We start from the raw sequence: 20,749 nt of genomic DNA on the forward strand, positions 1-20,749 counted from the left end.
TTACGTCCTGTTACAAAAACAGGGTCTGATAGGGCAAAGTTTTGCCGCTCGGTGCCGATAAACAGGTACTTGGTTAATTCAGCCTTTCAGGAGGCACGGTCATGGCATCAATCACATCGTTAGGCGCGGGTTCCGGCATTTTCAGTGCCGACCTGCTCGACCAGCTGGTCAATGCTGAGCGACGGCCCACGGAACTTCGCCTTGACCAGCGCCAGCAGCGCACAGAGACCCGCATTTCTGCCTATGGCGCCATTCGCAGTGCCATGGAGGAGATGCGAGCCTCTATGGAAAAGCTCAGCAGCCCCGAGGGCATGAAGGCGTTCTCATCCAGCTCCTCCAACGAGAGTGTGGCGGGAGTTTCGGTGGATGCGCTCAGTGCCAGCCGCGGTTCGTACAGTCTGAATGTGACTCAGCTTGCCCAGTCTCAATCATTGGCGTCCGGCGTGTTTGCGGATCGTGACACCACCACGGTTGGAACGGGCACGCTGACCTTCGATGTGGGCGGGGTTACCACGAACATCACCGTGGACGGCAGTAACAACACCCTGGAAGGCCTGGCGGCATCCATAAACGACGCGAATGCCGGGGTCTCCGCGGGTGTGGTAGACACCGGTTCCGGTTTCCGCCTGGTATTGTCGGCTGAGGAATCCGGCCTTGAGAATGCCGTGCAGGTATCGGTAACCGACAGCGATGGTAACAACACAGACGCCGGTGGCCTCAGCCAGTTCGCGTTCAACGGCACGGCCAGTAATCTTGAAGAAACAGTGGCCGCCAAAGATGCGCAACTCGAGATTAACGGTATCGCGGTCAGCCGGCCCACCAACTCGGTGGAGGGGGTGATTGATGGTGTCACATTCGACCTGAAGTCAGTGGGTACCTCTGCGGTCACGATCCAGCGGGATGCAGAGGCCGTTGCCAGCAATGTTCAGGCTTTCGTGGACAAGTTCAACGCGTTCCAGGACGTGGTCAAGAAAGTCTCCGGCTTCGACGCCGAATCTGGTCGTGGCGCGGTTCTTACGGGTGACTCCACGGTGCGCAACATTCAGAGTGACTTGCGCCGAATGCTGACAGAGATTCCCCCGGGGCTGGAAGAGTCCCCGATCCGGATGCTGGCGGATGTCGGTATCAAGACGGATCCGAGTACCGGCAAACTGGAATTTGATCAGGCGCGTTTTACGGAACAACTTGAGGCGTTTCCGGAGGCCATGACCTCACTGTTTGCGGAGAAAGATGGTGTAGAGGGCATCGCTGAGCGCACGGTGAATGTGGTGACCAATTTCCTGGCCAGCGATGGTGCGCTGGCCGCAAGAACCGAAGGACTGAACGACGACCTGGAAAAAATCCAGGACCAACGGGATCGCCTGGAGCTGCGGTTGCAGTCACTGGAGGAGCGCCTGTTCAACCAGTTCTCTGCCGCGGATTCACTCATTGCACGACTGAACAGCACGGGTGACTTTGTCAGCCAGCAATTGGCAGCGCTGGCGCCCAGGAGCAATGAGCGCTAGTCTGAACAGGACAGTTAAGGGGTTATAGCATGAACGGTCTTCAGCAATATCAGAGAATCAATACCCAGACCAGCATCACCGATGCTGATCCGCACAAGCTGATTCAGCTGTTGTACAACGGTGCGCTGGAGCGCATCAATATGGCCAAGGCAAAAATGCAGGCCAACGACCATCAGGCCAAGGGCGCGCTGATTGTTAAGGTGATCGACATTGTGGCCGGCCTTCGCAGTTTCCTCGATAAAGAGCAGGGCGGCGAACTGGCCGAGCGGTTGGATGCGCTCTATGACTACATGGAACGCACGTTGTGGGAGGCCAATGTCCACAATGATCCGTCCAAACTCGACGAAGTCGCCAACCTCCTGCGCGCCATCAAGGAAGGCTGGGACGGCATCCGCGAGGAAGTCGTCAACCAGCAGCAGGCCGTTTAAGCCTAGTTCCCGATAACAATGGCCCGATATACGGGCCATTGTTCCATCCTGCCAGCTATACTTTCTATCCGTTTCTGAACTCGAGCAAGGCCCTGTTACACATGTCTCGTTATTGGCTCTCGTGGGTTGCCGGGTGTTTAGGCGCGTTGCTTGTCACAGTCACTTTCTCTGCCCGCGCGGAACCCACCTACGCGACCTTTTCTATCCCCGATGTCTGGCCCTGGGCGTATGAAGCCGAGAGCGGGGAACAGCGCGGTAGCCTGATCAGGCTGGCAAATCGCCTGTCGGACATCTCGGGCATTCCGATCCGCGCCGAGCTGCGACCGCTGCGACGGGTTATCCGCGAAATTACGGCCGGTGATGTTGGCTTCACCTTTCTGTTTCAGAGCCCGGAGCTGGATGAAAAAGCGGTTCCGGTACACAAGGTTATGAATGTTAACCTGTTGCTCCTGGCCGCGGCGGATACGGATTACCCGCTGGACCTCCAATCGTTGGCAGACCAGCGCGTGGCCTACATTCGCGGAACCTACCTGGGCGAAGCGTTCAAGAACAACGCTGACATTGTCAAAGTGCCGGTCAACAGTGTGGGCCAGGCCATGGAGTTGTTAATGATGGGCCGCGTCGCCGCCATCCTTGCCAGCGATCACAATATTCTCCGAACCATCGAGTCGCGGGATGTGACATTCCGCCAGTTCCGCTATCAGCGGCATGTGCAGGGCCAGCCGGCCATGCTGTACCGCTCCCGAAGCGGTCGCTCCCGAAGCGGTAGCGAGGACCATGCGGATAAGTTCACCCGCGCCCTCGAGGCCATGGCCGAGAGTGGCGAGCTGCAAAGCATTTTTTTCGGCCAGGCTGAGTAAGCGTCGGGTTCCCGACTTTTTGCCCAATAGCCATTACTCCCGCGCTCCCGTACAATATGCGCCTTATTTTACTGACCCCGATTTCAGGATTTGGAGCAAGGGTATGTCTGATATCAACAAGGTGGTGCTGGCTTATTCCGGTGGCCTGGATACGTCTGTGATTGTTCGTTGGCTGCAGGACACCTACAACTGTGAGGTGGTCACCTTTACCGCCGACATCGGCCAGGGTGAGGAAGTTGAGCCGGCCCGTGCCAAAGCGGAAGCACTGGGTGTAAAAGAGATCTACATCGAGGACCTGCGCGAGGAGTTCGTGCGGGATTACGTATTCCCGATGTTCCGTGCCAACACCATCTACGAGGGCGAGTACCTGCTGGGTACCTCCATCGCTCGCCCGCTGATTGCCAAGCGTCTGATCGACATTGCCAACGAAACCGGTGCAGACGCGATCTCCCACGGCGCCACTGGCAAAGGGAACGATCAGGTGCGCTTCGAGCTGGGTGCCTATGCGCTCAAGCCGGGCGTCAAGGTGATTGCGCCCTGGCGCGAGTGGGATCTGAACTCCCGTGAGAAACTGCTGCAATACTGTGAAGAGCGCAACATTCCGGTAGAAATGAAGAAGGGTAAGTCCCCGTACTCCATGGATGCCAATCTGCTGCACATTTCCTATGAGGGCATGAACCTTGAGGATCCCTGGGCGGAAGCCGAGGAAGACATGTGGCGCTGGAGCGTGTCTCCGGAAGCCGCGCCGGACCAGCCCACGTATGTGGAGCTGACCTACCGCAAGGGTGACGTCGTCGCCATCGACGGTGAGGAAATGAAGCCTCACGTGGTACTGGAAACCCTGAACAAGATTGCCGGTGCCAACGGTATCGGTCGTCTGGATATTGTCGAGAACCGCTACGTGGGCATGAAGTCCCGCGGCTGCTACGAGACTCCGGGTGGCACCATTCTGCTGCGTGGGCACCGTGCCATCGAGTCCATCACTCTGGATCGGGAAGTGGCTCACCTGAAGGACAGCATCATGCCGCGCTACGCGGAAGTGATCTACAACGGTTACTGGTGGTCGCCGGAGCGGGAAGCGCTGCAGGCGTTGATCGACCAGACTCAGCATTACGTCAACGGCACCGTTCGCCTGAAGCTCTACAAGGGCAATGTGGACGTGGTGGGACGTAAGTCTGACGACTCCCTGTTTGACGAGAAGATCGCCACCTTTGAGGAAGATCAGGGTGCCTACGATCAGAAGGACGCAGAGGGCTTCATCAAGCTCAACGCCCTGCGCCTGCGCATTGCCGCTGGCAAAGGCCGCAAGCTCTGATCTGAGCGGGTTCTGTCAGAACCGCCTGCAAACGCCCGGAACGTTCCGGGCGTTTTTTTGCCTTGAGTTTTGTTTGCCCAATAAAAAAGCCAGCTCGTGTGAGCTGGCTTGAAAACAAATCTCGAGGAAAAAACGAAAGTGCCTGAAAAATTCGCTAGTCCGGTGGACTCGTTTCCCATACGGCGGCGGAGGTACTGCACGGCTCCTCCGCCAATGGGCGGATACTGCTTGAATCCACCCTTGCAGAATAGGGCTTCCGCGCCGGGGAGTCTGTTTGTGAAGTGTGTGCAGGTGTTACGGAATGTGTTGTCGGATGAGCAAAGCGTAATCCGACAGGCCAATCAGGCGCTGGCCTTCAACTCCGGCACGGTTTCGGTGAAACGCCGGGTTTCATACGCGTCCACCAACCCCTGAACAGCCGCGCGCTCCACGTCCTGCACGCCAGGGGTGCCATTCTGGGCGTCGGATTTGCACAGCACCATGCCCGCTTCCACAGAAATATAGCCGGCGGTGGTTTTCAGGGCTTTGTGGTTAATGCCGTCAAACACCCTCCGGAATGCAGTGGTGGTGCAGTTATCGCTGGTGGGGAAATGGGCGACGATAGCGAACTGATTGTCGCCCACCCGGCACAGCGCGTCCATCGGTCGGATCAGGTGGCTCAGGCGGCGGGCGATACCGATTGCCAGCTCACTCATCACGGACGGAGGATGCTTGCGCTTCAGTTCCTGCCAGTTACGGATGCCGCACAACACATAGGCGGTAGCGCCATTGCGGGATTCGGCGTGGCGCAGGGTTTTGCCCAGGCGCTCGCGGGCGTACTTGTTGTTGCACAGCCCGGTTTCCAGGTCGATGATGTTGGTCGCTTCCAGCTCGCGGTTGTTCTCGATCAGCAGGGAATTGGCTCGCAGCAGGGTGTTTTGCCGGTCCGCCATACGGTCGGCGGCGAAAATACGGGGAATCAGCTGCTTGGTCATGTCGGACTTGTAGATGAAATCGTCCACGCCCCGATCGAAGGCTTCGGACAGCGCCTCCACACTCTCGCGGGCGGTCAGCAGAATAACGTAGGTGTAGTGGTTGTCCTGCTCGTCCTGCTGACGCACCTGGTCGGTCAGCTCCAGCCCGTCCATTTCCGGCATCAGCCAGTCCGCAATCAGCACGCTCACCGGGCGCTGTTCAATCAGTGCCAGGGCCGCCGGCGCGTTGTTGGCAATGCGCACATCGCGATAGCCGGCGTTCTTCAGGGTGCGGCCAACCACCATGCTGCTGAACTTTGCGTCGTCTACTACGAGGATGGGGAGATCCAGATTTGGCATTGTTATCTACTTTTAACCAGTCCATTGTCAGATGCGGTAAGGTGCGGGTCTTGCTATGCTTTGCCCTTATTTTCTAGGTCAGAGTATACCCCTAACGGAATTCGGAGAATAACGACCATGCCCTCTTTTGACATAGTTTCAGAAATCGATATGCACGAAGTGACCAATGCCGTGGACCAGGCCAAAAAAGATCTCGCGACTCGCTGGGATTTCAAGAATGTCGAGGCGACTATCGAGCATGATGACAAGGGCATTACCATCAGCGCCGAGCAGGAATTTCAGCTGGAGCAGCTAATGGACATGCTGCGGATGGCCTTCGCTAAGCGCAAGATTGACGGCCGCGCGCTGTCAGAGGACGGCGAAAGCAAGTCCGGCAAGCTGGTCAAGCAACATTTGCTGCTGAAGCAGGGCATCGAAACCGATATGGCCAAGAAGATCGTCAAGCTGATCAAGGAAGCCAAGCTGAAGGTCCAGGCCAGCATTCAGGGCGATAAGGTGCGGGTAACTGGCAAGAAGCGCGACGACCTGCAAACCGCCATCGCCCTGCTGAAAGAAACCGAGCTGGAGATTCCTCTGCAGTTCAATAATTTCCGCGACTGATCCGGAGGCTGCACCATCGAATCCGGAACCCGCCTGGCCTTGTTCAGGGACGCACTCCACACCTACACCCGCTGGCAGGTAATTGCGCTGCTGTTTCTCGGATTCTCCGCAGGCCTGCCGTTTCTGCTGGTGTTTTCCACGCTGAATGCGCGGCTGGCGGATGTGGGGGTAGAGACCGCCACCATCGGTTTTTTCAGTTGGCTGGGCATTACCTATTCCATCAAGGTGTTCTGGGCACCGGTGGTGGACCGGCTCAAGCTGCCGCTGCTCGACCGGCTGTTGGGTAAGCGCCGTAGCTGGATTCTGTTGGCCCAGGCAGGGATCGCGACCGGGCTGTATCTGATGGCCCACGTGGATGCGATCACGGCCCCGGAAATGATGGCCCTGTGCGGCCTGCTGGTGGCGTTTTCCTCCGCCACTCAGGATGTGGCCATTGATGCCTACCGCATCGAGATTGCCGAGGAGCGCCTGCAGGCAGCCCTGGCGGCAACCTACATCTTCGGTTATCGGCTGGCACTGCTGGTGGCCGGGGCCGGTGCGCTTTACCTGGCGGAATTCTGGTCCTGGCAGGTGTCCTATGAGGTGATGGCGTTGTTGGTGGGCGTTGGCGCTATTACTGTTCTGGTGGTGCGTGAGCCTCGGGTAAACCATTTCGCAGCCGCCCAGGACATCGCCCACAAGATCGAGCACGAAGCCAGCAAGCGCGCCCACCTGAACCCCCGCGTGGCGCGCATGATCGGCTGGTTCTACGCCGCCGTCGCCGGCCCGTTCCTGGATTTTTTCCGCCGCTACAAGGAGTTGGCGATCCTGATTCTGGTGATGGTGGCGGTCTACCGGATATCCGACATCGCCATGGGGGTGATGGCCAATCCGTTCTACCTGGACTTTATGGGGTTCAGCAAAACCCAGGTGGCGGATGTAACCAAAATCTTCGGCTTCTTCATGACCATCGCCGGCTCGCTGTTAGGCGGGGTGATGGTCGTGCGATACGGTGTTCGCAATATTCTTCTGCTGGGCGCGATCATGACGGCGGCCACCAATTTGTTGTTCGTGGTCCTGGCGCAGTATCCGCCAAACATTTATACCCTGGCGGCGGTGGTCAGCGCCGATAACCTCAGTGGCGGTATCGCCAACGTGGCCCTGATCGCCTGGCTCTCCAGCATGACCAGTGCCTCCTTCACCGCCACCCAGTACGCGTTGTTCAGCTCTCTGATGACTCTGCCGGGCAAATTCCTCGGCGGCTTCTCGGGCATCGTGGTGGCGGACTTCGGCTACGCCCAGTTCTTCCTCGTCGCGGGCTTTATGGGGGTGCCCGCCATCCTGCTGGCCATCTTTATGATCCGCCAGGGGGCTCGGCTGGATGCTTTGGCGCCCCGAAAAGAGGAAGCGGAGCCCGTTCCAGAACGCTATGCCTGAACCCACCAAAGAGCAAAAAATCTGGCAGGTAGTCGCTGCAATACCATCCGGCTCCGTCGCCAGCTACGGCCAGGTCGCTGCCATGGCCGGTCTGGGCCGACAGGCACGCTTCGTGGGCCGCGCCTTGGGTAAATTGCCAGCGGGCCACTCAATCCCCTGGTTCCGGGTGATTCGCAGCAACGGCCAGATTGCGTTTCCACAAGGCTCCGATCCTTACGAAACTCAGGTGTACCGATTGCGAGAAGAGGGCGTGGAAGTCCTAAACGGTCGGGTTGCCATGCGGAAGTTTCAATGGCAGCCGTGAGGTGGTAGGGCCGGGACCAGCCCTCACACCAAAAGCCAGCCCCCGGTTCAAGAGGGCCGGCCAGGGAGTCAAAACGACTAGAGCCGCAAAGCCCCATCAACCTCGATCATCCGCCCGGACACATAATCGTTCTCGAAGATAAACGCCGCCGCGGACGCAATCTCCTCCGGCTTGCCCATGCGCTTGAGCGGGATACCGGCGGTCATTTTTTCCAGTGCTTCCGGCTTCATGGAGGCCGTCATCTCGGTTTCGATAAAACCCGGGGCAATGCCCATGCAGCGGATGCCGTAGCGGGCCAGCTCTTTGGCCCAGACCGGAACCAGTGCAGAAACCCCGGCCTTGGCGGCGGAGTAATTGCTCTGGCCCATGTTGCCGGCGCGAGAGATGGAGGCGATGTTGATGATCGCACCCTGGTCGCCGTTCTTGATCATCTGGGTGGCGGCTTCGCGGCCGCACAGGAACACGCCGGTCAGGTTTACATCGATCACCGCCTGCCACTGGGCCAGCTCCATGCGCTTCTCGACCTGGCCGTCTTTTACCTTGACCATCAAGCCGTCGCGCAGAATGCCGGCGTTGTTGACCAGGCCGTTGAGGTGGCCGAAGTCGTTCACAATGGCTTCGAAGGTTTTCTCAACGTCTTCTTCTTTGGCGACGTTGCAGACATAGCTTCTGGCGTCCACACCGGCGGCTTTACAGGCAGCGACGGCTTCGTCCAGCTTTTCCGGCATCAGGTCGATCAGTGCCAGTTTGGCGCCCTTGCCAGCGAAGTATTCGGCCATGGCGCGGCCCAGGCCCTGGCCGCCGCCGGTGATTGCAATCACGGAATCTTGAAGTTTCATGTTTTGCCCTAATTGAGTTCTCAGGTGGTTTTACGTTTTCTGTGCGTCTGCGTGGTTTTTATGAGGAGGCATTTTGCCCGTTTTCCTGTTTCTTTTCATTATTATGCCCATCGCCGAAATGGCGGTGCTGATCAAGGTCGGTGGTGTCATCGGCGTGTTGAACACCGTCGGCCTGGTATTGCTGACGGCGGTGGTGGGTGCCTGGCTGCTTCGTCAGCAAGGGCTGGCGACGCTGTTGCGGGCGAACCAGCGGCTGAACAGCGGTGAGCTGCCGGCGAAGGAAGTCGCCGAAGGGTTGATTCTGGCGGTGGGCGGCGCTTTGTTGCTGACCCCGGGCTTTATCACCGACACCATCGGCTTCCTTTGCCTGCTGCCCGGTACCCGTCACTGGTTTGTCGCCCAGGCGATGAAGCGCATGGTGATGTCGGGGCAGGGCCGCAGCTTTCACTTCCGCGCCGGAGGAGGCCAGGGGCCGTTCGGGCCGGATCCGTTCGGCGGGCAGGAGAGCCCCTTCGAACGCCAGCGGCCGTTTGGCCGGGACGCCAACGGCGACATCATTGAAGGCGAGTACCGGGATGAGACCGAGAGTGACCGGGATCGCATCGAAAAAAAGTGAAAAATTTTTAGCACCGGGTGTTGAAAACACCTTCAGGCTACCCCAAATAGGACTCACAAGTTCGCTGCGGGTCTTTAACCTCCGAAAAACAGGCGGTTAACGGCCGGGCAATTTGTCGGATTACGCTTCGCTAATCCGACCTAAATCAACAATGTCATTGCCACATTAATCTGACTATTGGAGAAACCGAGCAATGAAAATTCGTCCGCTACACGATCGTGTCGTCGTACGCCGAAAGGAAGAAGAAGAGAAAACTGCAGGTGGCATCGTGCTGCCGGGTAATGCCAAGGAAAAGCCGTCCCAGGGTGAGGTTCTTGCCGTGGGCAATGGCCGTATCCTCGACAACGGCGAGACCCGTGCACTGGCGGTCAAGGTAGGTGACACCGTGGTTTTCGGTCAGTACGCCGGTAACACCGTCAAGGTCGATGGCGAAGAGCTCCTGATCATGAGCGAGAACGACATCTACGGCGTGCTTGAGTGATCGCTGAAGCGACCGGCACGAACTCTCATTAATCCGATTGATTCAACGATTTCGGTTTAACGAACAGGAATTGAAGACATGGCAGCAAAAGACGTTAGATTCGGCGACAGCGCGCGTAAGCGCATGGTTGAAGGCGTTAATATCCTGGCAGACGCCGTCAAGGTAACCCTCGGCCCGAAAGGCCGTAACGTGGTTCTGGAGAAGTCCTTCGGCTCCCCCACCGTGACCAAAGACGGTGTGTCTGTGGCCAAGGAAATCGAGCTGAAAGACAAGTTCGAGAACATGGGCGCTCAAATGGTCAAGGAAGTGGCTTCCCAGACCAACGACACCGCCGGTGACGGCACCACCACCGCGACCGTTCTGGCTCAGGCCATCGTTCGCGAAGGTATCAAGGCGGTCACCGCCGGCATGAACCCGATGGACCTCAAGCGTGGTATCGACAAAGCCACCATCGCCGCGGTTCAGGCGATCCGTGACCTGTCCAAGCCCTGCGACGACAATCGCAACATCGCCCAGGTGGGCACCATCTCTGCCAACGGCGACGAGAGCATCGGCAAGATCATTGCCGACGCCATGGAGCGTGTGGGCAAGGAAGGCGTGATCACCGTTGAAGAAGGCCGTGGCCTGGAAGATGAGCTCGACGTGGTTGAAGGTATGCAGTTCGACCGCGGCTACCTGAGCCCATACTTCATCAACAACCAGGACAACATGTCCGCCGAGCTGGATGACCCGTACATCCTGCTGGTCGACAAGAAGATCTCCAACATCCGTGAGCTGTTGCCGGTGCTGGAAGCGGTAGCCAAAGCTGGCAAACCGCTGCAGATCATCGCTGAAGACATCGAAGGCGAGGCCCTGGCCACGCTGGTGGTGAATAACATGCGCGGCATCGTCAAAGTCAACGCCGTTAAGGCGCCCGGCTTTGGCGACCGTCGTAAGGAAATGTTGCAGGATATCGCCATCCTGAGCGGTGGTACTGTGATTTCCGAGGAAGTGGGCCTGACCCTGGAGAACACCACGCTGGACGACCTGGGTACCGCCAAGCGTGTCAACGTGACCAAGGAAAACACCACCCTGATCGGCGGTGCTGGCGCCCAGGGCGATATCGAAGCCCGCGTTGAGCAGATCCGCAAGCAGATCGAAGACAGCAGCTCCGATTACGACAAAGAGAAGCTGCAGGAGCGTGTGGCCAAACTGGCTGGCGGCGTCGCCGTCATCAAGATTGGTGCCGGTTCTGAAGTGGAAATGAAAGAGAAGAAAGCCCGCGTTGAAGACGCGCTGCACTCTACCCGCGCCGCGGTGGAAGAGGGCATTGTACCGGGTGGCGGTGTGACCCTGATCCGTGCCATTGCCGCGCTGGACAAGGTTGACGTCATTAACGAAGAGCAGAAAGCCGGTGTGAACATCCTGCGCCGCGCCATGGAAGCTCCGCTGCGTCAGATCGTGACCAACGCCGGTGGCGAAGCCTCCGTTGTGGTAAACAACATCCGCGCCGGTGAAGGCAGTTACGGTTACAACGCAGCGACCGAAGAATACGGCGACATGCTGGAAATGGGTATCCTGGATCCTGCCAAGGTGACCCGTTCCGCGCTGCAGGCCGCTGCTTCCGTGGCGTCTCTGATCATTACCACAGAGGCGATGATTGCTGACGAACCGGAAGACGAGAAAGCCGGTGGCGGCATGCCCGACATGGGCGGCATGGGTGGAATGGGAGGCATGGGCGGCATGATGTAAGCCCCCTTGCGTACTCCGCTCCGCTGGTGAGGAAACTCTGCCATCGGAGCCCCGAAGAACCCGCACGGTAACGTGCGGGTTTTTTTATGCCCGCGTGTCGGCGTGATCTGACAAGAAAAACCGTCACCTTTGTGCATTTCCTTCATGACCTGCCATATTCCCTTTGCTAGACTCGGCAACCAGCCTTTTTTGAACGTGTCGCCGAATGACTGAATCCGCACCCAAAGCTTTCCTCCGCCCCGGCAAGGTACTTCTGCTGGTTCTGGCGGGTGTGCTTGTCTATCTGGTTGCGTTGGTTATCTGGGTGCCCGCAGGCTGGGTGTGGCATCAGGCGTCGGCGTATGTCACTTTGCCGCCTCAGATTCAGGTCCGCCAGGTGTCCGGTACGGTCTGGAGCGGGGCGGCCGGTGTGACGGCTGCCGGCTATCCGGTACGGGTCAACTGGGCTCTGGGCTGGCCATCGCTGGCCTCTCTGCAACTGCCGGTATCGCTGACCATCGCGTCATCGCAATCGTCGCTCAACGGTGACGTCACCGTGGGCTGGCCGGCCACGGTCAATCTGGCAGCCACTGGCCGCATTGCTGTGGCCGAGTTCGAGAATCTGATCCGCCAGAGCGGTGGCGCGATGATTGAAGGTGATGTGTTGGTTGATCGCCTGCAGTTGAGTCTGAAAGACAACCGTCTCGCGAATGCCAGTGGCTATGGCCGCTGGGGCGGAGGTCTGGTGACCTGGCCCATGGGCAATCAGACCGGGCAGGCCGTGTTTCCGGCTATGGAAGCGGATCTGTCCACCTCCGACGGCGGGTTGGCGCTGGTTGTGAGTGAGCAGGGGGGCGAAGGCCCCGCTGCGGATGCGAACATACTTTGGAACGGCACCCTGGAGCTGCGCGTCTTCAAGCGCATGGTGGACCTCGCTGATCAGCCCTGGTCCGGGTCGGCTCAGCCCGGCGACGTTATTTTCCGGGTTCGGCAACCACTGTTGCCGGGGGGCCTGTGATGGCAACGCTTCCGGTGCGCGCCCAGGCCCGAGTGGCCCGCTCCCTGGCCAATATTCTGTTGGTGGCGCTGACGCTCTATCTGGGCATGACCCTGGCCAAAATGACCTGGTTAATGGCCTGGAACGAGCAGCCCGTGGCTGCCAGCCCGGTTGCACAGGGCTTGAATGGTGGTAAGGGCAGGGCGTCGTCCACCGCGATTGCCAATTACGAACTGTTCGGCAGGCTGGAAGGCGAGTCGCGGGTTGCGGACGTGGTGCGCCGCTCGGCCCCGGAGACTGGCCTGCGATTAAGGCTGGAAGGCGTGTTGCTGGCGGAGCGTCCGGAGGACTCTGGTGCTATAGTTGCTGGAAGTAACGGTGAGACAGCGCACTATCGTGTGGGTGACACACTGCCGGGCAACGCTGAGCTCGCGGAAGTCGAAACTGGGCGCATTCTGATTCGCCGCAACGGTCGTTACGAATCTCTTGCCTTTGACGAGCAAACCGGGGATGACACTCTGGTTGCGGACGGGTCTCCGGGACCGGCGGACACGTCGCCCGACGAGTTTCTGGCCAGCGCGCGGGAACAGCTCGACAGTCAGGGCGCCGCGGCTCTTGCCGCCTACGGCTTGAGCCCGGCGGACGACGGCGGCAGCGCCGGATATGTCTACGATGGTTCCAATGCCATGCTCAATGCGGTTAACCTCAGAGCCGGGGATGTGATCACCGCGATCAATGGGCAGCAACTGGGTGATCTCGAGCAGGACAAGTCGTTACTGGAAAGCTGGCGGTCGCAATCCCAGCTGGACATTGAAATTGAACGGGACGGAACTCTCCTGACCGTGAGCTATGCCATACCCGAGCAGTGGCGCTGACCGGGTTCATCAATAACAGGACGAAATCGCCAGATGTATAACCATAAGACGAATCTGTTGCGGGCCATAGCGTTGGTCCTTTTGATGCCACTGATGTCGGTCGCTCATGGGCAGGACCAGACCTGGAGACTGAACCTGAAGGACGCCGATATCCGGGCCTTTGTCACCCAGGTGGCTGATATTACCGGGTACAGTTTTGTGGTGGATCCCCGGGTCAAGGGTAAGGTAACCGTGCTTTCCAGCGCCCCGATGAACAAAGACGAAATCTACGACCTGTTTCTGGCGGTGCTGCAGGTGCATGGCTTTACAGCGATTCCGGGACAGGAAGTGATCAAGGTAGTCCAGCAGGTAGACGCCAAACAATCCGCCGAATCGCTGGACCGGTTTTCCGAGGTGCCCTCTGAACAGCTGGTCACCCGGGTGATCCAGATTGACAACGCCAACGCCCTGGAGATGGTGCCGATTCTTCGACCATTGGTGGCAAAATACGGCCATCTGGCCGGCGTTGCGGCGGCCAACGCGCTGATCATCAGCGACCATGCCTCGAACATCCGCCGGATCGAGCAGATTGTTCGTGAACTCGACAGCCCCTCCAAGTACGAAGTGGAGGTGATTCAGCTGGATGAGGCCTGGGTAGGCGACATGGTCGAACTGTTGCAGGAGCTGGCGCCGGACGAGCTGGGCAAGTCCGGGGGTGAAAACGCTGCCCGCAAATACAGTGTGACTGCGGATGAGCGCAGTAATCGCCTGATCCTGCGGGGCGATCAGACCTTCCGCGACAAGATGCGCGGGCTGATTCGCAAGCTTGACCAGCCCGCCGCCAGCGGTGGCACCACTAAGGTCATTCGTCTGAAACACGCTAATGCCAAAGACCTGACGGAACTGCTCAGTGGCGTGATGGGCGAGCTGGTCGAGGAAGCGAGCGGGAGCAATGGCTCCGGCTCGGGATCCTCCGGTCGGCGCAACACCAGCTTCTCTGTGTTTGCAGATGAGGGCCTGAACGCGCTGGTTGTGCGCGGTGAGCCGTCGCTGATGCAGGAGGCGGAAATGATCGTGACTCAGCTGGACGTTCGTCGGGCACAGGTGTTGATCGAGGCCGCCATCGTTGAAATCAGCGATGAGCTGGGCCAAGACCTGGGGGTTCAGGTTGCCATAGCCGATGAGTCCGGCGAGTCAACACCGATCATCGGTTCCAACTTCGGCAACGTCGGTCGCAGCCTTGGGGATGTGCTCAGCGCCATCCTGACCGAATCCGCGATTACGCCAGCCACCGGGGGTATTACCGTGGGTGCCGGTCAGCGAGACGAGAACGGTCTGAGCTGGGGCGTTCTGCTGCAGGCGTTGTCTACCTCTGCCGCCGCGAACCTGCTGTCCACGCCGAGTATCCTGACGCTGGATAACCAGGAATCGGAAATCATCGTGGGTCAGAACGTGCCGTTCCGAACCGGTCAGTCCACTGTGACCGGCGACGGCACCACCAATCCATTCACCACCATCGAGCGCCGGGATATTGGTTTGACTCTCAAGGTTACTCCCACTATCAGTGCGGACGGTCTGGTGCGGTTGGTGGTCGAGCAGACGACCGAGAACATCGCAGACAGCGTTGAAGATGCGTCAGACATCATCACCAGCAAGCGCGAGATCAAGACCACGGTACTGGCCGATGACGGCGAAACCATTGTGCTGGGTGGTCTGATCCGGGATGACCTGATGATCAACCGCAGCAAGGTGCCGCTGCTGGGCGACATTCCGGTACTCGGGCGGCTGTTTTCCTCAGAATCGGAGCGCCGCGTAAAGCGCAACTTGTTGGTGTTCCTGCGTCCCAAAATCATGCTTGATAAGGCCGACGCGGTGGCAATGACCAGCGAGAAATACAACAGTTTGTGGGAAATCAATCTGGGCGTGCGTAAGAAACTTGGCCTTCCCGAGGTGGATGAACGCCCGGAAATTGAAACGCTGTTTAATCCGGGAACCGAGCGAATTCAGTAACAGAGCATCAGGCGGCCAGTGGCGGCATCGGGCAATCCAGCTGATCCGCCACCAGCCTCATCAGTTCGTACTCGGCAGTATCCACACGGCCATCGTGGGTGACACAATGCCCGCACGCGTCGATAACCGCCGGTTTCAGCAGAGGGGATAGCCGGTTCAGCGTGTGCAGGGCCTCCTGCAGTTCCTTCAGAGAGACTCTGGGCGCCAGCTGGCTTTCCCCCTCCGATGACGCGAAACCCGCCATGGCCTGCTGGTAAAGGGCCTCTGCGCCGTGTCTGTTCTCAGCTCCGGCGCGCGCCAGCAGACTCATCAATACCCGCAAAGCCGGCAATACCGCTTTATAGTTCCGGTGCGTCACGGGCACCACCCGCTGAGAGTCGGCCGCCAGGTGGCGATTCAGAAAGCTGCTCATGGCCAGTTCAAACAGTGAGACTTTACGGTCAGCGCGGATCAGGTCACCAACCGCAGCTTGCAGCCCCGCCCGCTCATCCGAATCCAGTTTGCGCAGTGCCGGCATTGCCAATTCCAGCGCCGGGAAGCGAAGTCGTTCGCCCTGGCGCTCCAGAGTCGGAAGAAACTTGTCCAGCAGGTCTCGTTGCGGGCCGAGCAAAGGATGTGCGTCAATCCGCGCCAGGGCCGCGTCCTGTTCGGAGCGAGGCAGGGAGTAGAGCAGCAGGGCATAACAGAGCTGGACCGCTCCGGACCGGGTATAGAGCAGGCTGCGAAAAGTAGCCGGTAGGTTGGCCAGCAGATCAACAGCGTAGTACTCACCGGCGGCCGATGCCGACCCCACCTGACGAGAGAAACCGCTGGCAGGGGTGCCGGCAAAGCCCGATGCCTGGGCGGGGCGTTCCGCCGACGCTGAGGGTTGCCGGGTGTGTGATGGTCCTGGTGCGGCTTCTGTGTCGCGGAGGCGACTGCGCAAGCGGGCCAGCATGCCCGGTTGAATCGCATGGATGCGCTTTTCGATGGGCGGATGGGAGGCCAGCAGCGATGACAGCTTCATCCGGGCGCTTTCACCGAAGCACATGTGGTTCATGTCACTAGCGTGGCTGGTGGTGTCCAGGTAGCCGCCCTTGAGGCCGATCTTGAACAAGGCGCCGGCAATGCCCTCCGGATTGCGGGTGAACTGCACCGAGGACGCGTCCGCGAGCGTCTCCCGTTGCCGCGATACCGCGGCCTGAATTAGCCGGCCAAAAAACACGCCGATGTAGCCAATGATCAACAGGGCCAGGCCGATCAATCCGATGGCGGCCTGGCCGCGGCCATCTCTGGATGATCTCGAGGATCGGAATGACCCAGCCCGCAGCAGAAAACCGCCGATCTGGCCGAGCATGAGAATGCCAGCGAGAATGGCGATCAACCGCACGTTAAGCCGCATGTCGCCGTTGAAGATGTGGCTGAATTCGTGGGCAACTACGCCCTGAAGCTCGTCACGGGTGAGTTGGGTCAGCGCTCCGTGGGTCACCACCATCACCGCTTGACCGGGGCTGTAGCCGGCGACAAAGGCATTGATGCCGGTTTCCTGATCCATCACGTACAGGGTGGGGACGGTGACGCCGCTGGCGATCGCCATTTCCTCGACAATGTTGCGCAGTTTGCGTTCGTCAGCGTCTCGGGTGTCCGGGTCGATTTCCCGGGCACCGACCATCTTCGCCACCCGTTCACCGCCGCCGGCCAGGTCCACCCAGCGCACCAGCGACCCGCCACCAATCAGCAGCACGACGGCCGCGGCGGTCAGGAGGCCGTGCTGGCTGAGCAGCCAGTGGTGGAAGGCCAGCCCGGAGCTTTCGCTGCGGGTGACAAAATATCCGACCACGCACACTGCCAGGGTAATCAGTGTGACGGCCACCAGGAACAGGGCAACCAGTGCCGAAGTGTTGCGCCGGGCACTGGCCTGGCGCTGGAAGAAACCGGGATGAGCCATGAGAGCCTGCTTCAGAAGGCGACTTTGGGCGCCTGGCGGGCCTCAGGCGATTCCAGCTCGAGCTGGGCGGTCGGTTTGAAGGCCAGCAGGCCGGCCACGACGTTGTTGGGGAACTGCTCGCGAAAAATGTTGTAGCCCATCACGCCATCGTTGTAAGCCTGGCGTGCGAAGGACACACGATTTTCGGTACTGGACAGCTCTTCCATCAACTGTTGTACGGTCTCGTTGGCCTTCAGCTCCGGGTAGTTCTCAGAGACCGCGTAGAAGTTTGCCAGTGCCTTGGTCAGCAGGTTTTCAGCGGAGCCCAGGCGTTGCATCTTGGTGCCTTCTCCGGGGTCCCGGGCGGCGTCCTTTTGGGCGCTTACGGCGTTATTCCGTGCTTCCATGACCGCGGTAAGGGTATTGCTCTCATGGGCCATGTAGGCCTTGGTGGACTCCACCAGATTAGGAATCAGGTCGTGACGGCGCTGAAGCTGCACGTCGATCTGGGCAAAGCCGTTCTTGAACTGGTTGCGCAATGACACCAGGCGGTTGTAGATGTAGACAACGTAGAAAACGGCAACCGCGATAACGGCAATGCCAATGATGGTGGTTCCCATGGCGACTCCTCAAACGGAATGGGGTGGCTCAGGCGGCGGCGCCCGATGCCTTGTGTGATCAGACGTTATTTTCCATTAATTTCTGGTGAAAACCAGCTACAAAGGTCTCAAAATCTCGGGGCAACAGGGGTTTACTGAAGAAATAGCCCTGCGCCAGTTTGCAGCCACGCTGGGTCAGGTAATACTCCTGTTCGGCCGTTTCCACCCCCTCGGCGACCACCGAGAGATTCAGGCTCTTGCCCAGATCAATAATCGTGTTGGCGATGCGGGTGTCTTCCTCGTTCACCAGAAGGTCACGAATGAACTGCTTGTCGATCTTGAGGTGCTGCACGGGCATCCGCTTCAGATAGGTGAGGGAAGAATAGCCGGTGCCGAAGTCATCCACGGCGATGCTGATGCCGGCTTTGTGCAGCCGGTGCAGCTTGGCCACGGCGTCTTCCAGGTTGGTCATGAAGCTGGTTTCGGTCACCTCCAGTTCCAGTCGACCGGCGGGAATGTTGTGGCGCTTCAGAGTGTTCAGAACATCATCTACAATGCTGGGCTGGCGCAGCTGAACGGCGGAGAGGTTCACCGCAATCCGCAGTGGCATGCTTTCTTCGGCCCACCGTGCCGCCTGCCAGCACGCCTGATCCAGCACCCACTGACCAATCTCGACAATGGAGCCATTCACCTCGGCAATGGGTATGAAGTGATCGGGTGGTACCAGGCCTTTCTCCGGGTGCTCCCAGCGGATCAACGCCTCGGCGCCGATGATGCGACGGGTCTCGAGGTTGATCTGGGGCTGGTAGACCAGGTGGAACTGGTGACCGGCCAGCGCTTGCGAGAGATCTTTTTCCAGCTGCTTCCGCTCGCGGATTTCCTTGTCGATACTGGCAACGTAGAACTGGAAATGGTTGTGGCCGTGCTGTTTTGCCAGTGCCATGGTCTGCTCCGCACTCTGGAGGAGCCTGTCGGGTTCGCGGGCGTCTGCCGGGAACATAGCAATGCCAAGGGTAGCCGTCATAGAAATGGCCTGGCCCTCGAAGACCATTGTTTCACTGATGCTTGCGAGTATCTGATCGGCGGTCTTTGCCGCCTGATATCCGTCATGCAGGCCTTTCTCGACGATACCGAACTGATCGCTTCCAAGTCGTGCGAGGGTGAACCGACTTGCCCCGAGGCGTTGGGTCAGCCGATCGGCCACGGTCTGCAACAGCAGATCCCCGGTACGGAAACCGCATTGCTCATTTATCGACTTGAAATCATCAATACCACAGACCACCAGAGCGAGCACACGACGCTGTTGCTGGGCTTCGTCAAGGTCTGCCTGCAGCAATTCCATAAAGGTCTCACGGCTCGGCAACCCGGTTAACTGGTCATATCGGGCAAGGCGATTGACCCGGTCCTCTGCTTCCCAATGGCGCCTCTGAGTCTCCCCGATAGCGATGAGCAGGTCGTTCGTGGCGTTGACCCAGAGGCCGAGTTCGTCTGATCGGTGTCCACCTGGGAGCACGATAAGGCGGTCTTCGGGCTGTGCTGGATCAACCAAAGTAACGGACTGGACAATACGCATCAGCGGGCGGGTGAGGAGAAGGTAAAAAACAACAAATAAGGCCAGACCGAGGACGATGGCAATGGCGATGCCCGATGCGAAAGTGACCGATGCGCGCTCCAGCCAGGTGCGGGCAGCATGGGCGGTGTCGTAGTGGATGTCGAGATGGCCGTAGACCGTGCCGGGACTTCCATGCCGTGACAGCGCCTCGCGATACTGACGCTCTGGCGCAAAAATGGGATCGGTTATCGGTCGGAAGGCACTCATTTGCAGCGGTCGCGTCCCCTTACCGAGCGGCTCACCATCGGGGTGGGTAATGCGGGCCATGTGAATGGCTTCCTGCGCAAACAGGCCGTCGACCACTTGCTGGGCTAATTCATCATCGATACTGAAAACGGATTGCGTCGCGGCATCGCGGACAAGGGCAATGGTTTGCTGCGCTTGCTCATCCAGAGAGCGGGATACTCTGCCAGCGTCCAGCGTCACTTGAATCGCGCTGACGACCACGCCAGTCACCAGTGCAACGCCCAATACCCAGCGCAGGACTCGATAACTCAGGTGATTTTCAACCACGAATGCTTTCCGCATGGAGGCTCGATGTGATCCATTGCCCCTGTCTCGACCCGAAGAGCGAAAACGCTATTCGCGGACCTGAGGCTGGTTGTTGTTTTAAAGTATGGTTCAGTTTCGGATTGCTGCCTTCAGTATCGACAATTTTTTTAGAAGTTTGCACGGGGCAGGTGTATCAATTTGTAAGGTTTTTGTACGCCGGACACAGAAACGCCCGCGATGACGCGGGCGTTTCTGTCAGCAGGGCGAGCCCTGCCTGGTGCTGCAAGCCGGATCAGGCGAGGTTTTCGTTTACGAAATCCCAGTTGACCAGCTTCCAGAATGCCTCGAGGTAGTTCGGGCGGGAGTTGCGGTAATCGATGTAATACGCGTGTTCCCAGACGTCAACGGTCAGCACCGGCTTGTCGGCGCCGGTCAGCGGCGTTTCGGCATTGCTGGTGTTGGCGATAGCAACGCTGCCGTCGGCCTTCTTCACCAGCCAGGTCCAGCCGGAGCCGAAGTTGTTGGCGGCCTTGTCGTTGAACTCCTTCTGGAAGTCCTCGAAGGAACCGAACGCTTTCTCGATCGCGTCTTTAGCGGCGCCGGTCGGCTCACCGCCACCGTTCGGGCTCAGGCAATGCCAGTAGAAGGTGTGGTTCCAGACCTGTGCGGCGTTGTTGAACAACGGGCCACTGGCGCTCTTGATGATGTCTTCGAGCGATTTGTTGGCGTTGTCGGTACCTTCAACCAGGCCGTTGAGCTTGGTGACGTAGGTGTTGTGGTGCTTGCCGTAATGGTACTCAAGCGTTTCCTGAGAAATATGCGGTTCCAGTGCGTTTTTTTCGTACGGCAGTGCGGGAAGTTCAAATGCCATGAGGTCGTTCTCCCTGTCTCT

19 protein-coding genes are annotated in these 20,749 nt (G+C 59.1%); 13 read left to right on the top strand and 6 right to left on the bottom strand.

Features of this window, described 5'->3' with window-relative positions; translation table 11 throughout:
• The first annotated feature begins 101 nt into the window (after positions 1-101).
• The 4 genes from fliD to R0125_RS04700 all read left to right on the top strand — a co-directional run bounded on the left by fliD (position 102) and on the right by R0125_RS04700 (position 4,108).
• Positions 102-1,505, top strand: a complete 1,404-nt coding sequence (gene fliD / locus R0125_RS04685) for a flagellar filament capping protein FliD (protein ID WP_248183850.1) — start codon at positions 102-104, stop codon at positions 1,503-1,505.
• A 29-nt stretch (positions 1,506-1,534) separates the two neighbouring features.
• On the top strand, positions 1,535-1,933 hold the full coding sequence (gene fliS / locus R0125_RS04690; RefSeq protein WP_317237334.1) for a flagellar export chaperone FliS: 399 nt from the start codon (positions 1,535-1,537) through the stop codon (positions 1,931-1,933).
• 101 nt (positions 1,934-2,034) lie between these two features.
• Positions 2,035-2,793: a transporter substrate-binding domain-containing protein gene (locus R0125_RS04695; RefSeq protein ID WP_317237336.1), complete on the top strand. Its 759-nt coding sequence runs from the start codon at positions 2,035-2,037 to the stop codon at positions 2,791-2,793.
• A gap of 103 nt (positions 2,794-2,896) precedes the next feature.
• The gene (locus tag R0125_RS04700; protein WP_248183854.1) at positions 2,897-4,108 is read left to right on the top strand and encodes an argininosuccinate synthase; all 1,212 of its coding nucleotides are present in this window, start codon (positions 2,897-2,899) and stop codon (positions 4,106-4,108) included.
• A gap of 341 nt (positions 4,109-4,449) precedes the next feature.
• Here the strand turns inward: R0125_RS04700 and R0125_RS04705 are convergent, their stop codons facing one another.
• Positions 4,450-5,421 carry a response regulator gene (locus tag R0125_RS04705; protein ID WP_248183855.1) on the bottom strand — a complete coding sequence of 324 codons (972 nt, stop codon included), beginning with the start codon at positions 5,419-5,421 and terminating at the stop codon, positions 4,450-4,452.
• Positions 5,422-5,538: 117 nt separating this feature from the next.
• Here R0125_RS04705 and R0125_RS04710 point away from each other — a divergent pair, with 117 nt between their 5' ends.
• Genes R0125_RS04710 through R0125_RS04720 form a run of 3 tightly spaced genes read left to right on the top strand, consistent with a single transcriptional unit; the run spans position 5,539 to position 7,741 of the window.
• Entirely contained in the window at positions 5,539-6,021 is a 483-nt protein-coding gene (locus tag R0125_RS04710) for a YajQ family cyclic di-GMP-binding protein (protein ID WP_317237337.1), read from the top strand.
• Between the two features lie 39 nt (positions 6,022-6,060).
• The gene (locus R0125_RS04715) at positions 6,061-7,437 is read left to right on the top strand and encodes an AmpG family muropeptide MFS transporter (protein WP_410797554.1); all 1,377 of its coding nucleotides are present in this window, start codon (positions 6,061-6,063) and stop codon (positions 7,435-7,437) included.
• Positions 7,430-7,741, top strand: a complete 312-nt coding sequence (locus R0125_RS04720; protein ID WP_317237338.1) for an MGMT family protein — start codon at positions 7,430-7,432, stop codon at positions 7,739-7,741. Before R0125_RS04715 ends, R0125_RS04720 begins: the two co-directional genes overlap by 8 nt.
• Before the next feature lie 77 nt (positions 7,742-7,818).
• Here the strand turns inward: R0125_RS04720 and R0125_RS04725 are convergent, their stop codons facing one another.
• Positions 7,819-8,580, bottom strand: a complete 762-nt coding sequence (locus R0125_RS04725) for an SDR family oxidoreductase (protein ID WP_317237339.1) — start codon at positions 8,578-8,580, stop codon at positions 7,819-7,821.
• A 73-nt stretch (positions 8,581-8,653) separates the two neighbouring features.
• Here R0125_RS04725 and R0125_RS04730 point away from each other — a divergent pair, with 73 nt between their 5' ends.
• The 6 genes from R0125_RS04730 to gspD all read left to right on the top strand — a co-directional run bounded on the left by R0125_RS04730 (position 8,654) and on the right by gspD (position 15,248).
• On the top strand, positions 8,654-9,196 hold the full coding sequence (locus R0125_RS04730; RefSeq protein ID WP_317237341.1) for an FxsA family protein: 543 nt from the start codon (positions 8,654-8,656) through the stop codon (positions 9,194-9,196).
• Positions 9,197-9,389: 193 nt separating this feature from the next.
• Complete coding sequence (groES, locus tag R0125_RS04735) at positions 9,390-9,677, top strand: co-chaperone GroES (protein WP_213477842.1); 288 nt, start codon at positions 9,390-9,392, stop codon at positions 9,675-9,677.
• Between the two features lie 78 nt (positions 9,678-9,755).
• Entirely contained in the window at positions 9,756-11,408 is a 1,653-nt protein-coding gene (gene groL / locus R0125_RS04740) for a chaperonin GroEL (RefSeq protein ID WP_248183863.1), read from the top strand.
• Positions 11,409-11,613: 205 nt separating this feature from the next.
• Complete coding sequence (gene gspN, locus R0125_RS04745) at positions 11,614-12,405, top strand: type II secretion system protein N (RefSeq protein WP_317237342.1); 792 nt, start codon at positions 11,614-11,616, stop codon at positions 12,403-12,405.
• The gene (locus R0125_RS04750) at positions 12,405-13,259 is read left to right on the top strand and encodes a type II secretion system protein N (RefSeq protein ID WP_317237343.1); all 855 of its coding nucleotides are present in this window, start codon (positions 12,405-12,407) and stop codon (positions 13,257-13,259) included. The genes gspN and R0125_RS04750 overlap by 1 nt, the downstream gene beginning before the upstream one ends.
• Positions 13,260-13,292: 33 nt before the next feature.
• Positions 13,293-15,248 (top strand): type II secretion system secretin GspD, encoded by a 1,956-nt coding sequence (gene gspD / locus R0125_RS04755; RefSeq protein WP_317237344.1) that lies wholly within the window; start codon positions 13,293-13,295, stop codon positions 15,246-15,248.
• A gap of 7 nt (positions 15,249-15,255) precedes the next feature.
• Here gspD and R0125_RS04760 read toward each other — a convergent pair whose 3' ends face one another.
• From R0125_RS04760 to sodB, 4 genes are all read right to left on the bottom strand, one after another.
• Positions 15,256-17,175 (bottom strand): M48 family metallopeptidase, encoded by a 1,920-nt coding sequence (locus tag R0125_RS04760; RefSeq protein WP_317237345.1) that lies wholly within the window; start codon positions 17,173-17,175, stop codon positions 15,256-15,258.
• Positions 17,176-17,186: 11 nt separating this feature from the next.
• Positions 17,187-17,774 carry a LemA family protein gene (locus R0125_RS04765; RefSeq protein ID WP_317237346.1) on the bottom strand — a complete coding sequence of 196 codons (588 nt, stop codon included), beginning with the start codon at positions 17,772-17,774 and terminating at the stop codon, positions 17,187-17,189.
• 58 nt (positions 17,775-17,832) lie between these two features.
• Positions 17,833-19,878: a putative bifunctional diguanylate cyclase/phosphodiesterase gene (locus tag R0125_RS04770; RefSeq protein ID WP_317237347.1), complete on the bottom strand. Its 2,046-nt coding sequence runs from the start codon at positions 19,876-19,878 to the stop codon at positions 17,833-17,835.
• A 271-nt stretch (positions 19,879-20,149) separates the two neighbouring features.
• Positions 20,150-20,728 (bottom strand): superoxide dismutase [Fe], encoded by a 579-nt coding sequence (gene sodB / locus R0125_RS04775; protein ID WP_248183874.1) that lies wholly within the window; start codon positions 20,726-20,728, stop codon positions 20,150-20,152.
• Between the last annotated feature and the right edge of the window lie 21 nt (positions 20,729-20,749).

It is taken from the genome of Marinobacter sp. M-5 (genome assembly GCF_032911545.1).
Taxonomy (GTDB): Bacteria; Pseudomonadota; Gammaproteobacteria; order Pseudomonadales; family Oleiphilaceae; genus Marinobacter; species Marinobacter goseongensis.

Coding starts and splice junctions, on each gene's coding strand:
- fliD (WP_248183850.1), top strand. CDS start 102: ATGGCATCAATCACATCGTTAGGCGCGGGTTCCGGCATTTTCAGTGCC.
- fliS (WP_317237334.1), top strand. CDS start 1,535: ATGAACGGTCTTCAGCAATATCAGAGAATCAATACCCAGACCAGCATC.
- R0125_RS04695 (WP_317237336.1), top strand. CDS start 2,035: ATGTCTCGTTATTGGCTCTCGTGGGTTGCCGGGTGTTTAGGCGCGTTG.
- R0125_RS04700 (WP_248183854.1), top strand. CDS start 2,897: ATGTCTGATATCAACAAGGTGGTGCTGGCTTATTCCGGTGGCCTGGAT.
- R0125_RS04705 (WP_248183855.1), bottom strand. CDS start 5,421: ATGCCAAATCTGGATCTCCCCATCCTCGTAGTAGACGACGCAAAGTTC.
- R0125_RS04710 (WP_317237337.1), top strand. CDS start 5,539: ATGCCCTCTTTTGACATAGTTTCAGAAATCGATATGCACGAAGTGACC.
- R0125_RS04720 (WP_317237338.1), top strand. CDS start 7,430: ATGCCTGAACCCACCAAAGAGCAAAAAATCTGGCAGGTAGTCGCTGCA.
- R0125_RS04725 (WP_317237339.1), bottom strand. CDS start 8,580: ATGAAACTTCAAGATTCCGTGATTGCAATCACCGGCGGCGGCCAGGGC.
- groES (WP_213477842.1), top strand. CDS start 9,390: ATGAAAATTCGTCCGCTACACGATCGTGTCGTCGTACGCCGAAAGGAA.
- groL (WP_248183863.1), top strand. CDS start 9,756: ATGGCAGCAAAAGACGTTAGATTCGGCGACAGCGCGCGTAAGCGCATG.
- gspN (WP_317237342.1), top strand. CDS start 11,614: ATGACTGAATCCGCACCCAAAGCTTTCCTCCGCCCCGGCAAGGTACTT.
- R0125_RS04750 (WP_317237343.1), top strand. CDS start 12,405: ATGGCAACGCTTCCGGTGCGCGCCCAGGCCCGAGTGGCCCGCTCCCTG.
- gspD (WP_317237344.1), top strand. CDS start 13,293: ATGTATAACCATAAGACGAATCTGTTGCGGGCCATAGCGTTGGTCCTT.
- R0125_RS04760 (WP_317237345.1), bottom strand. CDS start 17,175: ATGGCTCATCCCGGTTTCTTCCAGCGCCAGGCCAGTGCCCGGCGCAAC.
- R0125_RS04765 (WP_317237346.1), bottom strand. CDS start 17,774: ATGGGAACCACCATCATTGGCATTGCCGTTATCGCGGTTGCCGTTTTC.
- sodB (WP_248183874.1), bottom strand. CDS start 20,728: ATGGCATTTGAACTTCCCGCACTGCCGTACGAAAAAAACGCACTGGAA.